The following is a 19,552-nucleotide window of genomic DNA, read 5'->3' on the forward strand; positions in this document are numbered from 1 at the left end:
CGGCGTCCGCGCTAGGATCGTGCCGATGACGTCCTTACGCATGCTCTGGAGCGGCCTCGCCGCCGTGGCCGGGATCGCGGTCCTGCTGGGCGCGCTCGGGCTGCGCCGGCCGCCGGCCGCGCCGGTGCCGGCCGTCCCCGCGCCGCCCGCGCCCGCTCGGCAGTGGCGCGCGCCGCCGCCCGCGCCCGCGCCCACGCGCGCGGACGCCGCGGCGCCGGCGCGCATTCCCCTGTACGGCCGCAACGGCCGCATCGTCGATCTGCAGGGCGACGACGCGGCCACCTACATCGCGCGCCGCAACGCCGCCGCGCGCACGGGCGACATGCGGGCGGCCTACGAGATCTACCAGGCCGCTTCCGTGTGCGCCGCGGCCGCCGACCCGCTGCCGACGTTCGCGACGGACGCCGAGCGCCTCCAGGCCGAGGCGGCGCGGCGGCACGTGCAGACGCTGTGCGCGGGCGTCTCGGCCGTGCAGTTGCAGGAGCGCATGACGTTCCTCGCGCATGCGGCGGACGCGGGCAACCGCGACGCGCGCATCGACTTTTACATGGAAGGCCCGCCGGGCCCGATGAGCGACCTCGACGCGCGGACCGACGACCCGCAGGTCCAGGACTGGAAGCGCCAGGCCCTCGTCTATCTGCAGCAGGCCGGCGCGCAATGCGACCATTTCGCGCTGTCGTTGCTGGCCAATGCCTACGACCTCGGCCAGCTCGTGCCGCGCGATCCGCGCATGACGATGGCGTATGCGATCGCGGCGGCCGCCGCGCGCCACGTGGCGCTGACGGACGCGCAACTGCGCGCCCGCTTCGGCGACGAGTTGTCCGGCGCCGATTTCGCGGCGGCGCGGCGGGCCGGCGCGGTGCTGGCCCGGCAGGATTGTCCGGCCGGCCCGTGAGGACGTAAAAAAACCGCGGTCGCAACCGCGGTTTTTCACAAGCCGAATGGACCGAATCAGGCCTTCGGCGTGCGGCGGCGACGCTGTGCGCCGACCAGGCCCAGCATGCCCATGCCCAGCAGCATCATGGTGCCCGGTTCCGGCACGGCGGCGTTCGTGAACGTGTTCGAGCCGTCGACCTTGAACACGATGTCGTTGCCGCCGGCGACATAGTCCGGGAACAGGCTGCTGCCGCCGATGTGGAAGTTCGCGGTCGAGGAGTTGCCGGCCGGGTAGTTCAGGTTCGATTCGAAGTTCACGCCGAACAGCATGGCCGTCACGCCGTCCAGGTAGTTCGGATCGATGAAGTCGCCCGGGGCGGCCTGCAGGGCGCTGATCTTGGTCGAGCCCTGGCCGCCGGCGCCGGCGATCGTGAAGGTCGACTGGGTGTTGCCCGGCACGATAGTCAGGAGGGCGACCAGCTGGCCGTCGTCGAAACCGGTGCCGCCGGTGGTCGAGGCGTTGCCGGCGGTGTCGTAGTAGATCGCGACCTTGTTGTCGGTCGAGGCGGGGTCGAGGCCGAACGTGGCGGTCGTGCCGGTGAGGCTCGTCACTTGTTCGGTCAGTTTGGCGACGATCGTGAATTCGAACGTCTTGCCGGCGCCCAGGGCGCCGTTGGCGTTGAAGTCCAGGCCGTTGAACAGGGCGGTCGTGTCGCCGTCGACACTGGCCAGGTTCGACTGGTACAGGAACTGGAAGGACTGGCCCACTGTCAGCGGCGCGCCGAACGGGCCGACGCCGATCGCAACACCGCTACCGGTCGTGTTCCAGTCGAGGGTGGTGGCGTTCGATGCCAGGACATTGGTGCCATCCTTGAGGGTGAACGCTTGAGCCGACGATGCGGCGAAAGCGAAGCCGAGTGCGGCTGCAACCGGGATCAGTTTGCGGAACGATTTCATCATGTTAGCTCCAAGTCATCTGCTGGTTTAGGGTATCGGGGGGATAGTCCAGCGCTTGTCGGCAAGCACACGGCAAACGCGTGCAAGTCACGTGCCAGACAATGCCCCTCCCTTTCAAATCAATGACTTGCGAGCCGGCTGCTGCGAAACTTCACATTCTTGACGGGTGAATGTAAAAAATTTCGACAGCCTATTTTGCATTTGGGAAATTGATCTCAGTGGTCGGCCGGCCGGCTGCGCAGCGTCACCACCGCCTCTTTCAGCCCGGCGCCGCGCACGTGCACCGTGATCGTTCCGCCCGCGCCGGCCGTCGTTCGCACGATGCCCAGCGCCAGGCCGTTGAAGGCGGCCCGTTCCGGCGACTGGAACGATTCGAAGCTCGTCGGATCGCCGTTGTCGGTGGCGACCAGTTGCGCCGGTCCGTCGACGGTGAAGCGCACGCGGTCGTGCGCGCGCGGGGCCAGGGTCCCGTCCTTGTCGACGACGCGCACGGTGACGAAGGCCAGGTCGCGGCCGTCGCTGGCGAGCTCCGTGCGGTCGGCTTCGGCCTGCAGGGCGGCCGGGGCGCCGGCCGTCCTGACGGTCTCCTTCGCCCACTCCTTGCCGTCCTTGTACGCGACGACCGTGATCTCGCCCGGCGCGTACGTCACGTAATCCCAGCGCAGGCGGTAGGCGTACGGCGCCTTCTTCTGGCGCCCCTGCGACTTGCCGTTGACGAACAGCTCGGCCTCGTCGCCCGACGTGAACACGTGCACGGGCGTGACTTGCCCGACGCGCTCCGGCCACGTCCAGTGCGGCAGCACGTGCACCATCGGCAGGTCGGGACGCCAGCGCGACTGGTACAGGTAATAGCGGTCTTTCGGGAAGCCGGCCAGGTCGACGATGCCGGAATACGAGCTGCGCGCCTCGTAGAACGGCGTCGGCTCGCCCAGGTAGTCGAAGCCGGTCCAGACGAATTCGCCGGCCGTGTGCGGGTTCTGGTCCAGCGACGCGAACGCGCGGTCGGCCGAGGCGCCGAAGTCCGCCGCGAACAATTCGTAGGCGCTGACCTGGCGCGTGGCCGGATCGCCGCCGACGCCGGGCCGCACGGCCGCGCTCAGCACGCCCGGCACGGGGAACTGGTATTCGCCGCGGCTGGACAGCGCGGACGCGCTCTCGCTGTGCAGGATCACCTTGTGCGGGAACGCGGCGCGGAACAGCGGGAACTGGCCGGGCAGTGTGCGGATGCCCGTGCCCTGGTAGTTCAGCGCGATGACGTCGACGACGCCCGGCAGCGGCATGTCCGCCTTCGCGTAGTTCATCGCGCTCGTCGCGGGGCGCGTGGCGTCTTCCTCGTGCGCGATGGTCACCAGTTCGCGGCCGATCGCGGCGCCGGCTTCGCCCGTGTACTGCTCGCCCACCTCGTTCCCCACGCTCCACAGGATGATGGACGGGTGGTTGCGGTCGCGCCGGATCATGGCGCGCAGGTCCTGCTCGTGCCAGTCGGGGAAGATCAGGTGGAAGTCGAGCGGCGTCTTCTTGCGCTGCCAGGCGTCGAATACCTCGTCCATCACGAGGAAGCCCATGCGGTCGGCGAGGTCCAGCAACTGCGGGTCGGGCGGATTGTGGCTCATGCGCAGGGCGTTGGCGCCCATCGCGCGCAGGATCGTCAACTGGCGCTGCGCCGCGTGCACGTTGAACGCGGTGCCCAGCGCGCCCAGGTCGTGGTGGTCGTTGACGCCGCGCAGCGGAATATGTTCGCCGTTGACGACGACGCCGCGGTCCGGATCGAATTGCACCGTGCGGATGCCGAACGGCGTCTCGGTGCGGTCGACGACGCGGCCGTCCTGGCGCACGGTGGCGACGAGCGCATAGCGGTTCGGCGTCTGCGTCGGCGGGGGGCCCCACAGGCGCGGTTCGCTCACGGTCGCGGCGCCGGCGACGGTGGCGCTCGCGCCCGCGGCGAGTGAGCTCGGCGCCGACACCGCCGTCGCGACGGGCTTGCCGGCGATGCGGCCCTGCGCATCGAGCGCATATAGCTCCGCCGTCACCGTGGCGCTGGCTGGCGCCGCGCCCTCGTTGTCGATGGCGATGCGCCACGCGACGAGCGCCTTTGCTGCCGACACCTCGGGCGTCGTCACCGTCACGCCCCAGTGGCCCACGTGCACGGGCGCCGTCTTCGTCAGCCACACGTCGCGGTACAGGCCCGCGCCCGGATACCAGCGCGCGGATTCCGGCGGGTTGTCGAGGCGGATCGCGAGCTGGTTGATCGCGCCCGGCCGCAGCCACGGCGTCAGGTCGACGCGGAACGAGTTGTAGCCGTAGGGCCAGCCGCCCGCGAGGTGGCCGTTGACCCACACGCTCGCGTAGGACATGGCGCCGCCCACGTCGAGGAAGATCTTCCTGCCGCGGTCCGCCGCCGGGATGTCCAGCTTGCGCCGGTACCAGACCGGGCCCCATGTCTTGAGGCGGCCCATGCCGCCGTACGGTCCCGTCGTGAGGAACGGTCCTTCGATGCCCCAGTCGTGGGGCAGGGTGACGGCGCGCCAGGCGCCGTCGTCGAAGGCGGCGCGGGCGAACGTGGCGTCGACGGCCGGCTCGCCCGCGGGCCGCGCGTGGCGGTGCGCGGGATCGCGGATGAAGGCATTGCCGCTCGGGAGGATCCACGGTTTCAGCACCGGCGTGTGCGCGCCCGCGACGCGCACCGCTTCCTCCGGCATGGCGTCGGCCACCTTGCCGTCCTCCGACCGGGGCACGGTGGGAAGCACGTCGTACAGGTAAGGGGCAGAGTCGCCGCCTGGATCGCCCGGGTGGAAGCGCCAGCCGTCGTCCAGGAGGATGCGCTGGCGCGGCGCCGGGTGGCCGGCCGCGTCCTGCGGCGCGGCGTGAACGGCGCCGGGTGAAAGGGCGGGCAGCAGGGCGGCCGCCAGGGCGAAGCCGAACGTGGATGCGAGCCGGCGTGCGGCCTTGTGACGCGTGTCTTGCACAGTCTCCTCCGGAACGGACGGTTGCTCGTCGTTGTTATAACATTTAAAATGGTAGCGCAACCATTGACAGTGTATGAGCAAAGCGTCGTCCGGTCAATGGATGCGGCCGGAGCCACTCGATGGAATGATGTTTGGAATTTTAGGCAAGACTTTAGCAATATCGATTATGGAAGCGTACCGGTGCAGCATCTAGAATCGATGATTGCGGTACCACGAAGCGAGGAGGAAGAGTGATGTCCGATACGAAGCAACCCGTCTGGTTCATCGCCGACGCCACGACCGGCCTGGCGGCCGCGCTGGCCGAGGCCGTGCTGGCGTCCGGCCACCATGTCGTGCTCGCGGCCCGCGCGCCCGCGCAGCTGCAGGCCCTCGTCGACCGCCATGCGGGACGCGCGGTCGCGCTGGCGCTGGACGTGACGGACGCCGCCAGCATCGCCCTGGCCGTCGCCGCCGCCGAGGCGCAGTGGGGCCGCATCGACGTGCTGGCCACGAGCGCGGCCCAGCGTTATCCGGGCGCGATCGAGGAGGGCGAGGACGGCGCGATGCGCGGCCTGTTCGACGAGAACGTGTTCGGCCCGATCAACCTGGCCCGCCGCGTGCTGCCCGGCATGCGCGCGCGCCGCGGCGGCCACGTCGTGATGCTGCCCCGCGCGTCCGTGCAGGCGCCCGCGTTCGAGGGCTTCGGCCACGCCGCGCGCGCCGCGCTGGAGGCGCTCGCGGAAGCCTTGTTCTATGAAGTGGAACCGTTCGGCATCGGCGTCACGCTCGTCGATCCGGGCAGCGGCGACGACGCGGACGCGCCCGCGCCCGCGCCGCGCGCCGCCGGCATCGCCGACTACGACGGGTTCGCCGGCCGCGCGGCGCGCGCGTCCGGCGCCGCCCAGGTGGATGCGGCCCGCGCCGCCCAGGCCATCATGCAGGCCGTCGCCGCCGGCCGCGGTCCGCTGCGCCTCGTGCTGGGACGGGCGGCGCTGCAGCGCGCCTACGACCGGCTGCGCGTGCTCAAGGTGGGGTTCGATGCGTGGGCCGAGCTGGCCGCGTCGGCCGACGTGCCGGCCCCGCCGCGTCCGGCCCATCCGCCGCCGAGCCACGGCGGCCGGCCGCGGCGCGGGGTGCGCTCACGCGCTTGACGCCTGCAGGTGGTGCAGGGTGACGGAGCCGCCGCGGCCCAGGTCGGCCGAATCGAAGATGCGCTGGAAGCAGGCGACGTCCGTGTCGATGACGGCCGGTCCGGACGGCAGCGAGCGCGCCAGCGCCAGGTCGAGCGCGAGGGTGGCGTAATGGGTCTGGGCGGCGAAGGCTTCCGCCAGGTTGCGCAGATTGCGTTGCCTGGCTGGCGGCGGTGAGGGCGTGGAATCGCGCACGGTCGTCAATACAATGGAGGTGAGCCCGAGTATAAACCGGCCCGCGCCCGCGCGGGGGGCGTCAGATCCTGGGCAGCCGGATGACGACGCGCAGGCCGTGGGGCTCGGCGTCCTGCAGGTCGACGGTGCCGCCGTGCTGGGTGACGATCTCCTTCACGATGGCGAGGCCAAGCCCGCAGCCTTCGCCCTCGTCCGTCGCGCGCACGAAGCGCTCGAACACGCGGCCGAGGTCGCCCGGCGCGATGCCGGGACCGTTGTCGCTGATGACGATCCGGACGTTCGCGTCGTCCGGTTCGATGCGGACCGTGATCTCGCCGCCCCGGCCGGTGTACTTGATCGCGTTGTCGAGCACGTTCGTCAACGCCTCCCTCAGCAACAGGGCGTTCGCCTCGATCTGCAACGGCGCGCTGCCCTCCGGCGGCGCGTCGTCGTCCATGCCGAGGTCGACGCCGGCACGCAAGGCGCGCGGCACGAACTCGGCGACGATGTCCTGCACGAAGGCGCGCAGGGGCAGGGGCGCCATGTCGGACGCCATCACGGCGTCCGGATCGGCGCGCGCCAGCATCAGCAACTGCGCGATCAGGTGGGCGCCGCGGGTGGCGCTCTGGTCGACCAGCTTCAGCCGCGCGATCAGCGCCGGATCGTCGGTCGCCGCGATGGCCAGCGCCGTCTGGCTCTTCAGGCCCGCGAGCGGCGTGCGCAACTGGTGGGCCGCGTCGGCGATGAACCGTTTTTGCGCGCTCACGCTCTGGCGCACCGAGGCCAGGAGTTCGTTCAACGCGCGGACCAGGGACCTGACTTCCTGCGGCGCCGATTCGATCTGCAGCGGCGCCAGGTCGATCGGCGAGCGTCCTTCGACCTCCTTGCGCAGGCGCAGCAGCGGCGCCAGTCCGGCGCCCGTGCCGACCCAGACGATGATGGTCATCAGGGGAATCAGCGCGGACAGCGGCAGCAGCGTATCGATCAGGATCCCCTGGAAGATGTTCTCGCGACGCGCCATGTCGCGCGCCACCTGGACGAGCATCCACTGCTGCTTGCCTTCGGGTTCGCCATAGGGCAGGTAAAGCGCCGCGATCCTGACCTTGACGTGATGCCCGGGCCCGTGCGTGCCGGCGGGCGGCGGCGAAATGATCTCGCCGTCGTAGAAATACGGTTCGTTCAGCCGGGGCGGCATGTCCTTCGGCGGCATCGGGATGCTGTTATTGCCGAGTATGAATTCGCCCGGCGGCGTGCTCACCATATAGAACAGGCGGTCGTTGGGATCGGCTTCGAGCACCTCCTGCGCCGCGCGCGGAAAGTCGATCAGCAGGCCGTTGCCGATGGGTTTGACGCGCCGCGCCAGCACGCGGGTCGCCTGGGACAGCGTCGCGTCGGCGGCCTGGTTGACGTACCGGACCGCGAGGCGGTAGGTGGCGATGCCGCCCGCGAGCCACAGCACCAGCTGCGGCAGCAGCACCCAGATGACCAGTTGGCGCCGCAGCGACTGGTTGCGGGGACCGATGCGCAAGCGCCGCAGTATGCCCCGCCGCTCAGCCCGGCCGTCCATCGGCGCGCTCGACGGCCAGCAGGTAGCCGAGTCCGCGGATGGTGCGGATTTCGAGTCCCGAACCTTCCAGCTTGCGGCGCAGGCGGTGGATGTGGACTTCCGCCGTATTGCCGGCGCCGACTTCGGTGCCGTCGCCGGCCCACGCGGCGGCGATCTGGTCCTTCGTGACGACCTTGTCGGCATGGACCAGCAGCAGCTCGAGCAGCGTCGATTCGCGCGGGCTCAGTTCGACGGGCTCGCCATGGATGACCGCCCGCCGCGCGGCCCGGTCGAAATGCAGGCCCGCCACCGCCACGTCGCCGTTGGCGGCGGGGTCCTTGCGCGCGCGCCGCAACACGGCGCGCAGGCGCGCCTCCAGTTCCGGGAACTCGAACGGCTTGGTCATGTAATCGTCCGCGCCGGCGTTCAGGCCCGCGACGCGGCTGTCGAGCCGGTCGAGCGCCGTGAGGACGACCACGGGCAGGTCGGGGTGGCTCGCCCGCAGCTTCTTCAGCACCGTGAGCCCGTCGATCATGGGCAGGCCCAGGTCGATGATGGCGATGTCGAACTTCTGCTTGGCGAGCAGGTATTCTGCGACCGGGCCGTTGGGCGCATGCTCAACGGTAAAGCCCGCGCTGTTCAACTGGGCAGTCAAACCATTGGCAAGGATGGGGTCGTCTTCGGCGAGTAATAGCTGCATTTCACAATATTAACGGATTACGGGACTTGTCACAATGCGGCCTCCGGCGTAAAAATCGCGGTCCCTGTGCGGCTTCACAGGACGAGCGAGTCACGTTAATATCCGATGCATACGTTCCAGGAGTCAATCATGGCAATTTCCCCCATTCGATGCCCTGCCGGATGGCGTGCCGCGATCGTCCTGGCGGCCGCATGTGCCGCTACCGCCGTCCACGCGGGCCAGCTCGAGGTGCTGCACTACTGGGACGTGGGCGACGACGCGAGGGCTGCGCAAGTATTGAAATCGGTGGTGCGGCGCCAGGGGCATACCTGGAAGGATTTCACCGTGTCCGCCGACCCGAACGGCTTTCCGCTGTCCCTGCTGCGGTCGCGCGTCCTGTCGGGGAATCCCCCGGCCGCGGCCCAGATCATGCCGCCCGTCATCCAGCAGTGGGCGCGCGAAGGCCTCCTGGCCAACATGGACGACGTGGCGCGCGCTGGCCATTGGGACGCCGTGCTGCCCCAGGCGGTCCGCGACGCCGTGAAGTACAGGGGGCGCTATGTCGCGGTGCCGCTCAACGTCCATCGCATCAACTGGCTGTGGATTAACATGCGGGTGCTGAAGGCGGCCAATGCGCGGGTGCCGACGACGTGGGACGAATTCTTTGCCGCCGCCGACGCGATGAAGCGCGCGGGATACGTCGCCGTCGCCCATGGCGGGCAGCCGTGGCAGGATTTCGTCCTGTTCGAAAGCGTCGCGCTGGGCGTGGGCGGCGTCGACTTTTACCGCAAGGCGTTCGTCGCCCTCGATCCCGGCATCCTGGCCGGGCCGGTCATGGAACGGGTGCTGCAGACCTTCCGGCGCATCAAGGCCTATACCGACCCGGCGGTCATGGGGCGCGACTGGATTCAGGCGTCCTCGACGCTGGTGAAAGGGGAGGCCGGCATGCAATTGATGGGGGATTGGGCGAAACCGGTTTTCGTGGCCGCGCAAAAGAGCGCCGGCCTGGAGTTCGCCTGCGTGCCCGCGCCCGGTACGGCGAAGGCCTTTTCGTTTGCCGTCGATTCGTTTGCGATGTTCAAGATCAAGAATCCCGCGAACGTCGCGGCGCAGAAAGATTTTGCCGCGGACTTGCTGGCACCGGACGTGCAGCAGGAATTCAATCTCGAGAAAGGGTCGATTCCGGTCCGCCTGGGCCTGGATCTCGGCAGATTCGACGCCTGCGCCAGGCAATCGGGCGCCGCGTTCGCGGCCGCCGCGCATGCCAATACCCTGGTGCCCAGCATCTCGATGTCCGTCCCGCCCGTGGTCGAGGACGCCATGCGCGAATCCATCAGCGCCTATTGGCACGACGACCGCATCACCGCCGAAGCGACGATGGCGCGCCTGGCCGCCGTCGCACGCCTCCATCCTCCGGTTCGTCCGTAACCGTTAATCTTCGTTAAGCGACTGCCCCCGGAACGGCCCGCAGGCCGGGTCCGGCTTTCGCCTTTTCTCCCGGAAATAACGGTGTTCCGTATCTAGTACGCACCAGATGTTGCCTGAATGCCGCGTTACGTCAATATGTATGAAATCGATTGACATGCCGAAATCCCAAAGCTTAAACTTCATTAATGACAGATTAATTCCAAGTGAATGCGTCGTTAAGATTGTAACTTTTTCACTTCACTTGAATTGACATCGTCTCTTTGGCGATCGCGCACGCGCCCGGGGCTGGCCGGCAACGCGTGACCTGGAATCGATAGTCAAAGCAAAACAACTAGGGACGGAGTCCGCACTCGACATCGAACGTGGACCGATCAGAAAAACGGGAAGGAGAAGACGTGAACCAATTCAGGAAAACGGCAATTGCCGTGGGCGTTTCCCAATGCGTGCTGTTGGCCAGCGGTATGGCCTATGCGCAAACGACGCCTGCCGCCGACAAGGCCGATAAAGACAAGACGGTGTCCGTGGTGGTGGTCGGCCAGCGCGCATCGCTGGAAAACGCGCAGAAGATCAAGCAGAACGCGGACGAGGTCGTCGATTCGATCGTCGCCGACGACATCGGCAAGCTGCCGGACCGTTCGGTGACCGAGGTGCTGCAGCGCGTGGTCGGCGTGACCATCGACCGCACCATGGTCAAGGGCGATCCTGAACACTATTCCGTCGAAGGCTCGGGCGTGACGATCCGCGGCCTGTCCTATGTGCGCTCGGAGCTCAATGGCCGCGACTCGTTCTCCGCCAACGGCGGCCGCTCGCTGAACTTCGAAGACGTGCCGCCGGAACTGATGGCCGGCGTCGACGTCTACAAGAACCCGTCGGCCGAACAGATCGAAGGCGGCATCAGCGGCCTGGTCAATCTGCGCACGGCCTTGCCGTTCGACTTCGCGGGCCGCAAGGTCTCCATGTCCGTGCAGGACACGTATTCGACGCTGAAGAAGGGCAAGCCCCAGCCGTCGTACACGATGATGTTCTCCAACCGCTGGAAGACCCGCTTCGGCGAATTCGGCGCCCTGGTCGACCTGGCCACGTCGGAAAGCGGCACCCGCACCGACGCCTTCCAGGTTTCGCCGTATTATCCGCGCACCGACATCGAGCCGGGCAAGACCGTCTGGGTGCCGAATGCCGCGAGCTACCGTTCGCTCGAATTCGACCGCAAGCGCGACGGTGCCTATGCCGCATTCCAGTGGAAACCGAACAGCAAGGTCCAGTCCTCGCTGACCTACTTCAAGTCGCGCTACAAGATGAAGTGGGACGAGCAGGCGATCTTCAGCGCGGCGTCGCCCTACAACCTCCAGGTGGCGAACGGCACCTACGACGCCATGGGCGCGCTGGCCAGCGGCTTGCTGACGAGTCCGGCGGACGGCGGCGTCAACTTCAACGACGATACCCGCACCTCGACGCGCAAGTCGGACACGACCGACATCTCGTGGAACCTGCGCTGGCGCCTGAACAGCGCGTGGACCGTCACGACGGACCTGCAGAAAATCCGCGCCACGACCGGCAGCTTCGACTCGACGGTCGCCACCGGCCTGCAGGTTCCGAAGATGGGGATGGACATGACGCAGACGCCGGTGCGCCTGACGTTCGACGACGCCGACCGCGCGTTCATGGCCGACCCGAACAATTACTACTGGGGCTTCACCATGGAGCACCGGGACGCCAGCGTCGCCAACGAGAAGGCCTGGAAGACCGACGTCAAGTACGAGTTCGACAACCCGATCCTGCGCGACCTGCGCATCGGCGTGCGCCTGACCGATCGCGATGCGACGACGATCAATTCCGTGCCGGGTTATAACTGGGCCGCGATCACGCAGCCGTGGCAGGTCGGACCGGTCGGTTCGTGGCAGCCGCTGTCGCACCTGGCCTACCTGGGCGATCCGCGCTTCTCCGCCGGCACGCACCTGAACACGTTCCCCAACTTCTTCAACGGCAAGATGTCGGTGCCGAGCGTGGTGGTGCCGGACGTTGCGCTGGCCGACGGCTATCCGGGCTCGTACGAGAAGCTGCACCAGTTCTACAACGTGCTGTGCGCGGAACGCAGCGGCGGCACGCTGGACAGCTGCGGTGCGTGGAAGCCGGCTTCGTTCGGCACCGATCCGTCGGGCACCAACGACCAGCAGGAGCGCAGCAAGGCCCTGTACTCGCAGCTGCGCTTCGGCTTCGACGACCTGAAATACCCGATCGACGGCAATATCGGCGTGCGCTATGTGAAGACCAATATGGTGGCGCACGGCTACACGGTGTTCAACTTCTCCGCCCCGAACATCCCGGCCGGTGCCACGGTGACCGGCGCGTCGATCCCGAACATCCCGAACTTCCAGCAGAAGGCGGATTTCGACAACACGTACAGCAACGTGCTGCCCACGCTGAACCTGCGCATGAAGGCGACGGACAAGCTGCAATTCCGCTTCGCCTACGGCCGTGCGATGACGCGTCCGGACTTCACGCAACTGCAGGCATATACGAACCTGTCCGAAGCGGCCGACACGACGACCAATACCCAGTCCAACGTCGTCACGGTGAGCAATGTCAGGCTCACGGGTACCGGCAGCGGCAATCCGAACCTGCGTCCGATCATGGCCAAGCAGGCCGACTTGACGGCCGAGTGGTATTTCGCGCCGACGGGTTCGCTGACGGCCGCGCTGTTCCACAAGAAGCTCAGCGACGTCATCATCAACCAGAGCTACAACTTCGCGCTGCCGGACGTGAACGGCACGATGCACGACTTCGTGACGACGGGTCCGGTCAACGGTGCGAACGGCACGGCCAAGGGTATCGAACTGGCTTACCAGCAGTACTTCGACATGCTGCCGGGCTGGCTGTCGGGCTTCGGCATGCAGGCCAACTACACGTACGTGAAGAGCCATCTGGACCTGTATCACCCGGTCTACCAGGTGTACTGCACGGGCGGCAGCGGTGCCGACAACCTGAACATGAACATGAACGGTTGCGACGTCGACGGCAAGACCTTCGGCAACCTGCCGCTCAACGGGCTGTCGAAGAACGCGTACAACCTGGCGCTGTTGTACGACCGTGGTCCGATCTCGGCGCGGGTGGCCTACGCCTGGCGTTCGAAGTCGCTGGAGGCGGTCAACGCCAACGGCACGAACGGCGGCAACGGCCTGGATACCAATCCGAACAGCCCGACGGTCGGCCAGCAAAACGTCAACTTTGCGCTGCCGACCTGGTCGGACGCATACGGCCAGGTCGACGCGTCGATCTTCTACAAGTTCAGCGACGACCTGACGATCGGCCTCGAGGCGCAGAACCTGACCAACACCATGTACAAGCAGTTGATGCAGCAAGGTATCGGCTACAAGGTGCGTGGTGCCTACGTGACCGGCCCGCGTTACACGGCGCAGCTGCGTTACTCGTTCTAAGGCCTCGCACACAGTTTATCTCCTCTGCTTAACGGCAGATTTTGGGGCAGCCTCGGCTTGCCCCTTTTTTTTTCATCATCATCACCGAGAGGATCACATCCATGCGAAAACTGCTTCTTACCCTGCTGTTGTGCGTCGCCGCCGGCGCCCAGGCGCAAACGGAGGTCGTCAAGCTGTGGCCGGAAGGCGTGCCGAATGCACGGGCGAACCCCGGTCCCGAACATCTCGACGGTGACCGCATCAGCAATATCTCGGAGCCGACGCTGACCGTGTATCCGGCCGCCATCGACCGCGCCGCCCACACCGCCGTCATCGTCTGCCCGGGCGGCGGCTACGAGTTCCTGTCGTTCACGCGCGAGGGCCGCCAGTATGCGCAGTGGCTGTCGCATCTGGGCATCACCGCGTTCGTGCTCAAGTCCCGCCTGCGCGACTATGGCCATCCGGCGCCGCTGCAGGACGTGCTGCGCGCGATCCGCATGGTGCGCTCGCAGGCGGCGAAATACGGCGTCGCGCCGGACCGCATCGGCGTCATGGGCAGCTCGGCCGGCGGTCACCTGGCGGCCAGCGCGTCGACGCTGTACGACAATCCGGCCGGACGCACTGGCGCCCCGCTCGACGCCGTCAGCGCGCGTCCCGACTTCGCGATCCTGATGTATCCGGTGATCACGATGGACCCGCAGTATGCCCACATGGGATCGCGCTACGCGCTGCTCGGCGCCCATCCGTCGCCCGAACTCGTCCGCCTGATGTCGGCCGAGAAGCAGGTGACGTCGAAGACGCCGCCGACCCTGTTGATGCATTCGCAGGACGATGGCGTCGTCCCGATCGCCAACAGCATCCTCTATTTCGAGGCACTGACCCGGGCCCACGTGCCGGCGGAGATGTATTTCTTCGAAAAGGGCGGCCACGGCATGGCGATGAATCCCGGCCTCGGCAACGCATCCGACTGGCCGCAGCGGGCCGAAGCGTGGCTGCGCTACCGCAAGCTGATCGTGCAATGAGCGCACGGCAGCCTGCACCGCATTCAACCCCGACATCAAAGACACCAGAGACATCAAAGACATGAAGCGGAAACACAATCTCATCATCCCCGCGCTGATCGCGGGCCTGGTCGCGGGCTGCGGCGGCGGCGGCGGCGGAGGCACGACGTCCGGCACGCCCACCGCCACCACGGCGGCGCCGACCCCGGCTCCGGCTCCGGCCCCGGCGCCCACCCCGACGCCCACCCCGACCCCGACCCCGACCCCGTCCGACGGCGGCACCGGCACGGCCGCCGCCACCTGGCAAAGCGTGAAGTTCGGCGGCGGCGGCTACGTCACGGGCCTGATCTTCCATCCGACGTCCGCGAACGTGCTGTACGCCAGGACCGACGTCGGCGGCGCCTATCGCTGGGACGCGGCCACGTCGTCCTGGGTCAACATCACGGACATGTTCGGCGCGGCGGACAGCTTCTTCGAGGGCGTGGAAAGCATCGCCCTCGATCCGAACAACGACCAGCTGGTCTATATGGCGACCGGCATGTACGACTCGGCGGGCGCCACCGCGCGCCTGTACATCTCCAGCGACCGCGGCGCGCACTGGTCGCACGTCAACCTGCCGTTCTCGACGGGCGGCAACAATGCCGGCCGGGCCCTCGGCGAACGCCTGATGGTCGACCCGAACAAGCCGACGACGCTGTTCTACGGCTCGCGCACGGCCGGCCTGTGGAAGAGCGCGGATGCCGGCCTCACGTGGAGCCAGGTCACCTCCTTGTCGTCCGCCAAGTTCACCCAGGACCAGATCAACGCAGGGGGCTATAGCATGATGGGCGTCGAAACCGTCTTGTTCGACACGGGGACGAAGGGTGGCGGCACGGCCACCCAGACCATCTACACGGCCATCGCCCCCGACTACGTCACCCTGGCGGGCCTGACGTCGAACCTGTACAAGTCGAGCGACGGCGGCGCCACGTGGGCGCCGGTGCCGACGCCGGTGTCCGGCTACCACATCCCGCACCTGGTGCGCGCCGCCGACGGCATGATCTATGTGGCGTTCAGCAAGGGCGCCGGCCCCAGCGTCGCCGGCCCGGCCCGGCTCTACAAGTTCGACGGCAGCAAGTGGACCCTGCTCGCCAGCAACGACACCGCCGGCTATGGCGGCATCTCCGTCTACGGCACGGGCGCCACGACCCGCATCGCGCTGGGCGTGTCCAACACCTGGGGCTTCGGCCAGGTCGTCCAGTTGTCCGACGACGACGGCGTCACGTGGCGCGAGATCGAGCAAGGCATGCCGCACACGCCGGCCAGTGGCGCCGGCGGCTGGGTGGACGACATCGAGATCGATCCGAGCAACCGCGACCACATCCTGCACATCTCCGGTGGCGGCATCGTGGAAACGAAGAACGCCTCGGCGGCCACGCCGAGTTGGAGTGAATCGGTCACCGCGCTGGAAGAAACCTGTCCGCTGGCCATCGCCACGCCGTCGGCCGGGGCGCCGTACAAGCTGATCAACAGCTCCGGAGACGTCGGCACGTGGGTCGACGCGGACCTGACCACGAAGCCGACCATGGGCCCCACCAGCAACTGGAGCAGCGGCAACACCGCCGACATGGCGTGGGCCGATCCGCTGTACATCGCCAGCGCGGGCGTCGCGAACTGGTCCGGCGCGGGCGGCTTCGGCTTCTCGTCCGGCGACGGCGGCAAGACGTGGACGAATTTCCCGGCCCTGCCGGCCGGCGCCAAGGCGAACACGAGCAACGCGGGGAACCTCGTGGTCACGGCCCGCAACAAGGTGGTGTGGGCGCCGCCGAACTCGGTGCCGTCCTATACGACGGACAACGGCGCGACCTGGGCCGCGACCAATCTGCCGGCGCTGCCGGCCGTCGGGATCAACTGGGACCGCGGCTACCGCCTGGCCGCCGACCGCAAGAATCCGAACAAGGTGTATGCCTACGATTCGGGCGGCGCCTCATGGGCCGGCGCGGGCAAGGTCTATGTGTCGACCGATGGCGGCCACACGTTCACGCTGAGCCAGGGTTCGGTGGCGGCGAATTTGGCGCCCAACGCCTGGAATTCGACGTCGATCGCGGTCAATCCGAACGCCGAGGGCGACGTCTGGCTGGCCGACGGCAATACCGTGTACCACTCGCTGGACTCGGGCGCGACCTGGACCAGGCTCGCCAACTTCGCCACCGCCAACGGCGCGCAGGGCGCCAGCGCGGTGGCACTGGGCAAGGCGGCGGCCGGCGCCGGGTACTCGGCCGCGGTCTATGTGGTGGGTACCGTGAACGGCGTGTGGGGCGTGTACCGCTCCGACGACGGGGGCGCCAGCTGGGCGCGCTTCAACGACGACGCGCACCAGTTCGGCGGCATCGGGGTGATGGCGGCCGACCAGAACGCCTATGGCCGGATCTATGTCGGCGGCAGCTGCCGGGGTATTTTGTACAGCAACTGAGTTTAACAAACGTTAACGCGGGCGGACAGCCGCTGGGGCACGGACCACGTGCCCCAGCGGCTTTTTTCATGGCTGCGCGCGCGTCCGCCCGCTTGGCGCTCTCGCTTACAAAATCCGGCGTGCCGTCTTGACCTCCATCACTAGTAAATACCATTGACAGTGGAAAACTTTGAGGTTTAGACTACGTTCAGCTTCATTAATTCTCACAGAATATTTCGTTAATGTATTTGCCGGATTGGATGCCAACCGATTCCGGCAATGCAGCGCCCACCGTACAGAAGTCGTTTGCGCGGCGGACGACAACGAAGCCTTGCCGGTGCCGCACGACGTCCGACGCAGATCGGGGAGTGCAGCCGGCCCCGATCGGCAAGGTGAACAGCAGGCAGGGACGCCGGCGACAACCGGACGACAGGCAGCGCCTGGGATCCGGGAACCCAAATCAAATATCCTTTCTTGAGGAGATCTTCGTGAATCGGAATCACAACTTCGTCATCCCGGCCCTGCTCGCGGCCCTTCTGGCCGGTTGCAGCGGCGGCAACACGACCCCCAGCGCGACTGGCACCGCGCCGGCCCTGGCCGCCACCGTCGGCTCGGCCACCTCCTGGACGAGCGCGAAATGGGGCGGCGGCGGCTACGTCACCGGCCTGTTCTACCATCCGAGCAATTCGAGCCTGCTGTACGCGCGCACCGACGTGGGCGGCGCCTATCGCTGGAACGCGAGCAACTCGTCGTGGATCCCCATCACCGACGGCATCGGCTGGGGTGGCGGCGAGGGCGCATATCACGGCGTCGAAAGCCTGGCGCTCGACCCGAACAACGATCAGCTCGTCTACATCATGACCGGGCAGTCGCTCGACTCGGCTTCCCACGGCCGGCTCTATGTCTCGAGCAATCGCGGCACCACCTGGACGCACTACGACGTGCCGTTCCCAGTCAACGGCAATGCCAACGGCCGGGGCACCGGCGAACGCCTCGCGGTCGATCCGAACAATCCGTCGACGCTGTTTTACGGCTCGCGCACGTCCGGCTTGTGGAAGAGTACGGACTCGGGCCAGACGTGGAATCAGGTGACGGGCCTGTCGTCCACGATCGCCAACGGCGGCGGCATGATGGGCGTCGAGCAGGTCGTCTTCGACACCTCGACCAAGGGTTCCGGCCAGCCGACCTGGATCATGTGGGCCACGGTCGCTCCGGACTACGCCCAGGCCGCCGGCCTGACGTCGACCTTGTACAAGTCGACCAACGGCGGCTATTCGTGGACGCCGGTCACGGTGCCGTCCAACGTGTCGGGCTACTACATCCCGCACACCGTGCGTGCCGCGGACGGTAACTTCTACATGGTGTTCAACCAGGGTGTCGGCCAGGGCATCAACGGCCCCAGCTTCCTGTACAAGTTCGGCGCCACCGTCGGTAACGGTTCTTGGACCCAGCTCAAGAGCTCCACGACCAACGGCTTCGGCGGCCTGGACGTGTTCGGCAGCGGTTCGACCGCCCGCATCGCGCTGGGCATGACCGGCTGGAGCGACACCAGCAAGCAGATCCAGGTGTCCGACGACGGCGGCAACAACTGGCACGAAGTCGAGGCCGGCATGCCGCACACCAGCGACTCCTGCGTCGGCTGGATCGAGGGCGTCACGATCGACCCGGCGAACCGCGACCACATCATGCACATCCACGGCGGCGGCGTCTGCGAAACGATGAACGCTTCGTCGTCCTCGCCGACCTGGAGCCCGAAGGTCAACAACCTCGAGGAGACCGTCACCCTGTCCCTCGTGACCGCACCGGTCGGGGCATCGTACAAGTACATCAACAGCGCGGGTGACATCGGCACGTGGGTCGATACGGACCTCGCGACCCGGCCGACGCGCGGCCCGCTGAACTCGTGGAGCAGCGGTAACTCGGCCGACATGGCATGGTCGGATCCGACCTATATCGCCGCCTCCGGCGTCGACAATGCCAACGGCCACGTCGTCAAGGGCTTCTGGTCGGGTGACAGCGGCAACAGCTGGTCGCAGTTCTCGTCGCTGCCGACCGGCGCCGCGGCGAACGGCAGCGAGGTGCAGAGCATCGCCGTCCCGTCGCGTAACAACGTGATCTGGGCACCACCCGATTCGGTGCCGTCGTACAGCACGAACAGCGGCGCGAGCTGGACCGCGACCAACCTGCCGGCGTTCGGAGCGACCTGGAACGGCTACTATCGTGCCTATCGCCTGGCCGCGGACCGCAAGAACCCGAGCAAGGTCTATGCCTTCGATTCGGGCGGCGCACCGTGGAGCAACGAGACGGGCAAGGTCTACATCTCCTACGATGGCGGCCATAGCTTCGGCCTGAGCGGGATGTGGGGCGCCCAGAGCATGGCGCCGAACGGCTGGCACGACACGTCGATGGCGGTCAACCCGAACGCCGAGGGCGACATCTGGGTGACTGACGGCAATTCCCTGTACCACTCGGTGAACTCGGGCTGGAACTGGGTGCAGGTCGGCACCTTCGCGTCCGCCAACGGCACGAAGGGCGCCACGAAGGTCGCGTTGGGCAAGCCGCTGGCCGGCTCCTCGTACTCGGCCGCGATCTACGTGGAAGGCACGCTGAACGGCCAGTGGGGCATCTTCCACTCGGACGACGGCGGCGCAACGTGGGCGCGCTTCAACGACGACATGCACCAGTTCGGCGACAACAACGTGTTGGCGGCCGACCAGAGCACCTATGGACGCATCTACGTCAACGGCGCTGCCCGCGGCGTGATCTACACCAACTAAGTACCACGTTCTTGACGTAGCCAATGACCGTCGCGGCATCCGCAAGGACCGCGACGGTTTTCCGTTTGCCGAACGACGGTGGCGGCGTCAGTCTCATTCCTCAAATCTATAAAAACAACGCGCCAACCCCAACGC

Annotated in this window: 12 protein-coding genes; 7 read left to right on the plus strand and 5 right to left on the minus strand. The window is 67.3% G+C overall.

Annotation, left to right across the window (positions count from 1 at the left end; genetic code table 11):
* Positions 1 to 25: 25 nt before the first annotated feature.
* Positions 26 to 895 carry a hypothetical protein gene (locus ISF28_RS10570; protein WP_198117134.1) on the plus strand — a complete coding sequence of 290 codons (870 nt, stop codon included), beginning with the start codon at positions 26 to 28 and terminating at the stop codon, positions 893 to 895.
* A 56-nt stretch (positions 896 to 951) separates the two neighbouring features.
* Here ISF28_RS10570 and ISF28_RS10575 read toward each other — a convergent pair whose 3' ends face one another.
* Entirely contained in the window at positions 952 to 1,836 is an 885-nt protein-coding gene (locus ISF28_RS10575; protein WP_198117135.1) for a PEP-CTERM sorting domain-containing protein, read from the minus strand.
* Positions 1,837 to 2,048: 212 nt separating this feature from the next.
* A complete protein-coding gene (gene galB / locus ISF28_RS10580) occupies positions 2,049 to 4,799 on the minus strand; it encodes a beta-galactosidase GalB (protein ID WP_198117136.1) in 2,751 nt (916 codons plus the stop codon).
* A gap of 233 nt (positions 4,800 to 5,032) precedes the next feature.
* Between galB and ISF28_RS30885 the strand changes: the two genes are divergently transcribed.
* Complete coding sequence (locus ISF28_RS30885) at positions 5,033 to 5,929, plus strand: SDR family NAD(P)-dependent oxidoreductase (protein WP_198117137.1); 897 nt, start codon at positions 5,033 to 5,035, stop codon at positions 5,927 to 5,929.
* Here the strand turns inward: ISF28_RS30885 and ISF28_RS10590 are convergent.
* The 3 genes from ISF28_RS10590 to ISF28_RS10600 all read right to left on the minus strand — a co-directional run bounded on the left by ISF28_RS10590 (position 5,918) and on the right by ISF28_RS10600 (position 8,388).
* Positions 5,918 to 6,163 (minus strand): hypothetical protein, encoded by a 246-nt coding sequence (locus ISF28_RS10590; RefSeq protein WP_198117138.1) that lies wholly within the window; start codon positions 6,161 to 6,163, stop codon positions 5,918 to 5,920. The two genes, ISF28_RS30885 and ISF28_RS10590, sit on opposite strands and share 12 nt — an antisense overlap.
* Before the next feature lie 61 nt (positions 6,164 to 6,224).
* Positions 6,225 to 7,709, minus strand: coding sequence for a sensor histidine kinase (locus ISF28_RS10595; protein WP_198117139.1), 1,485 nt, complete (start codon positions 7,707 to 7,709; stop codon positions 6,225 to 6,227).
* Complete coding sequence (locus ISF28_RS10600) at positions 7,693 to 8,388, minus strand: response regulator transcription factor (protein WP_198117140.1); 696 nt, start codon at positions 8,386 to 8,388, stop codon at positions 7,693 to 7,695. Before ISF28_RS10600 ends, ISF28_RS10595 begins: the two co-directional genes overlap by 17 nt.
* Positions 8,389 to 8,517: 129 nt before the next feature.
* On the opposite strand from ISF28_RS10600, the gene ISF28_RS10605 reads away from it, so the two are divergent.
* From ISF28_RS10605 to ISF28_RS10625, 5 genes are all read left to right on the plus strand, one after another.
* A complete protein-coding gene (locus ISF28_RS10605) occupies positions 8,518 to 9,795 on the plus strand; it encodes an ABC transporter substrate-binding protein (protein WP_198117141.1) in 1,278 nt (425 codons plus the stop codon).
* 395 nt (positions 9,796 to 10,190) lie between these two features.
* On the plus strand, positions 10,191 to 13,229 hold the full coding sequence (locus tag ISF28_RS10610; RefSeq protein ID WP_198117142.1) for a TonB-dependent receptor: 3,039 nt from the start codon (positions 10,191 to 10,193) through the stop codon (positions 13,227 to 13,229).
* 101 nt (positions 13,230 to 13,330) lie between these two features.
* Positions 13,331 to 14,230, plus strand: coding sequence for an alpha/beta hydrolase (locus ISF28_RS10615; RefSeq protein WP_198117143.1), 900 nt, complete (start codon positions 13,331 to 13,333; stop codon positions 14,228 to 14,230).
* 61 nt (positions 14,231 to 14,291) lie between these two features.
* A complete protein-coding gene (locus tag ISF28_RS10620; RefSeq protein ID WP_198117144.1) occupies positions 14,292 to 16,661 on the plus strand; it encodes a beta propeller repeat protein in 2,370 nt (789 codons plus the stop codon).
* 467 nt (positions 16,662 to 17,128) lie between these two features.
* Positions 17,129 to 19,417 (plus strand): dockerin, encoded by a 2,289-nt coding sequence (locus ISF28_RS10625; protein ID WP_198117145.1) that lies wholly within the window; start codon positions 17,129 to 17,131, stop codon positions 19,415 to 19,417.
* The last annotated feature ends 135 nt before the right edge of the window (positions 19,418 to 19,552 follow it).

Origin of the sequence: Massilia rhizosphaerae (assembly GCF_016093545.1) — a bacterium.
In the GTDB taxonomy this organism is placed as follows: domain Bacteria; phylum Pseudomonadota; class Gammaproteobacteria; order Burkholderiales; family Burkholderiaceae_D; genus Telluria; species Telluria rhizosphaerae.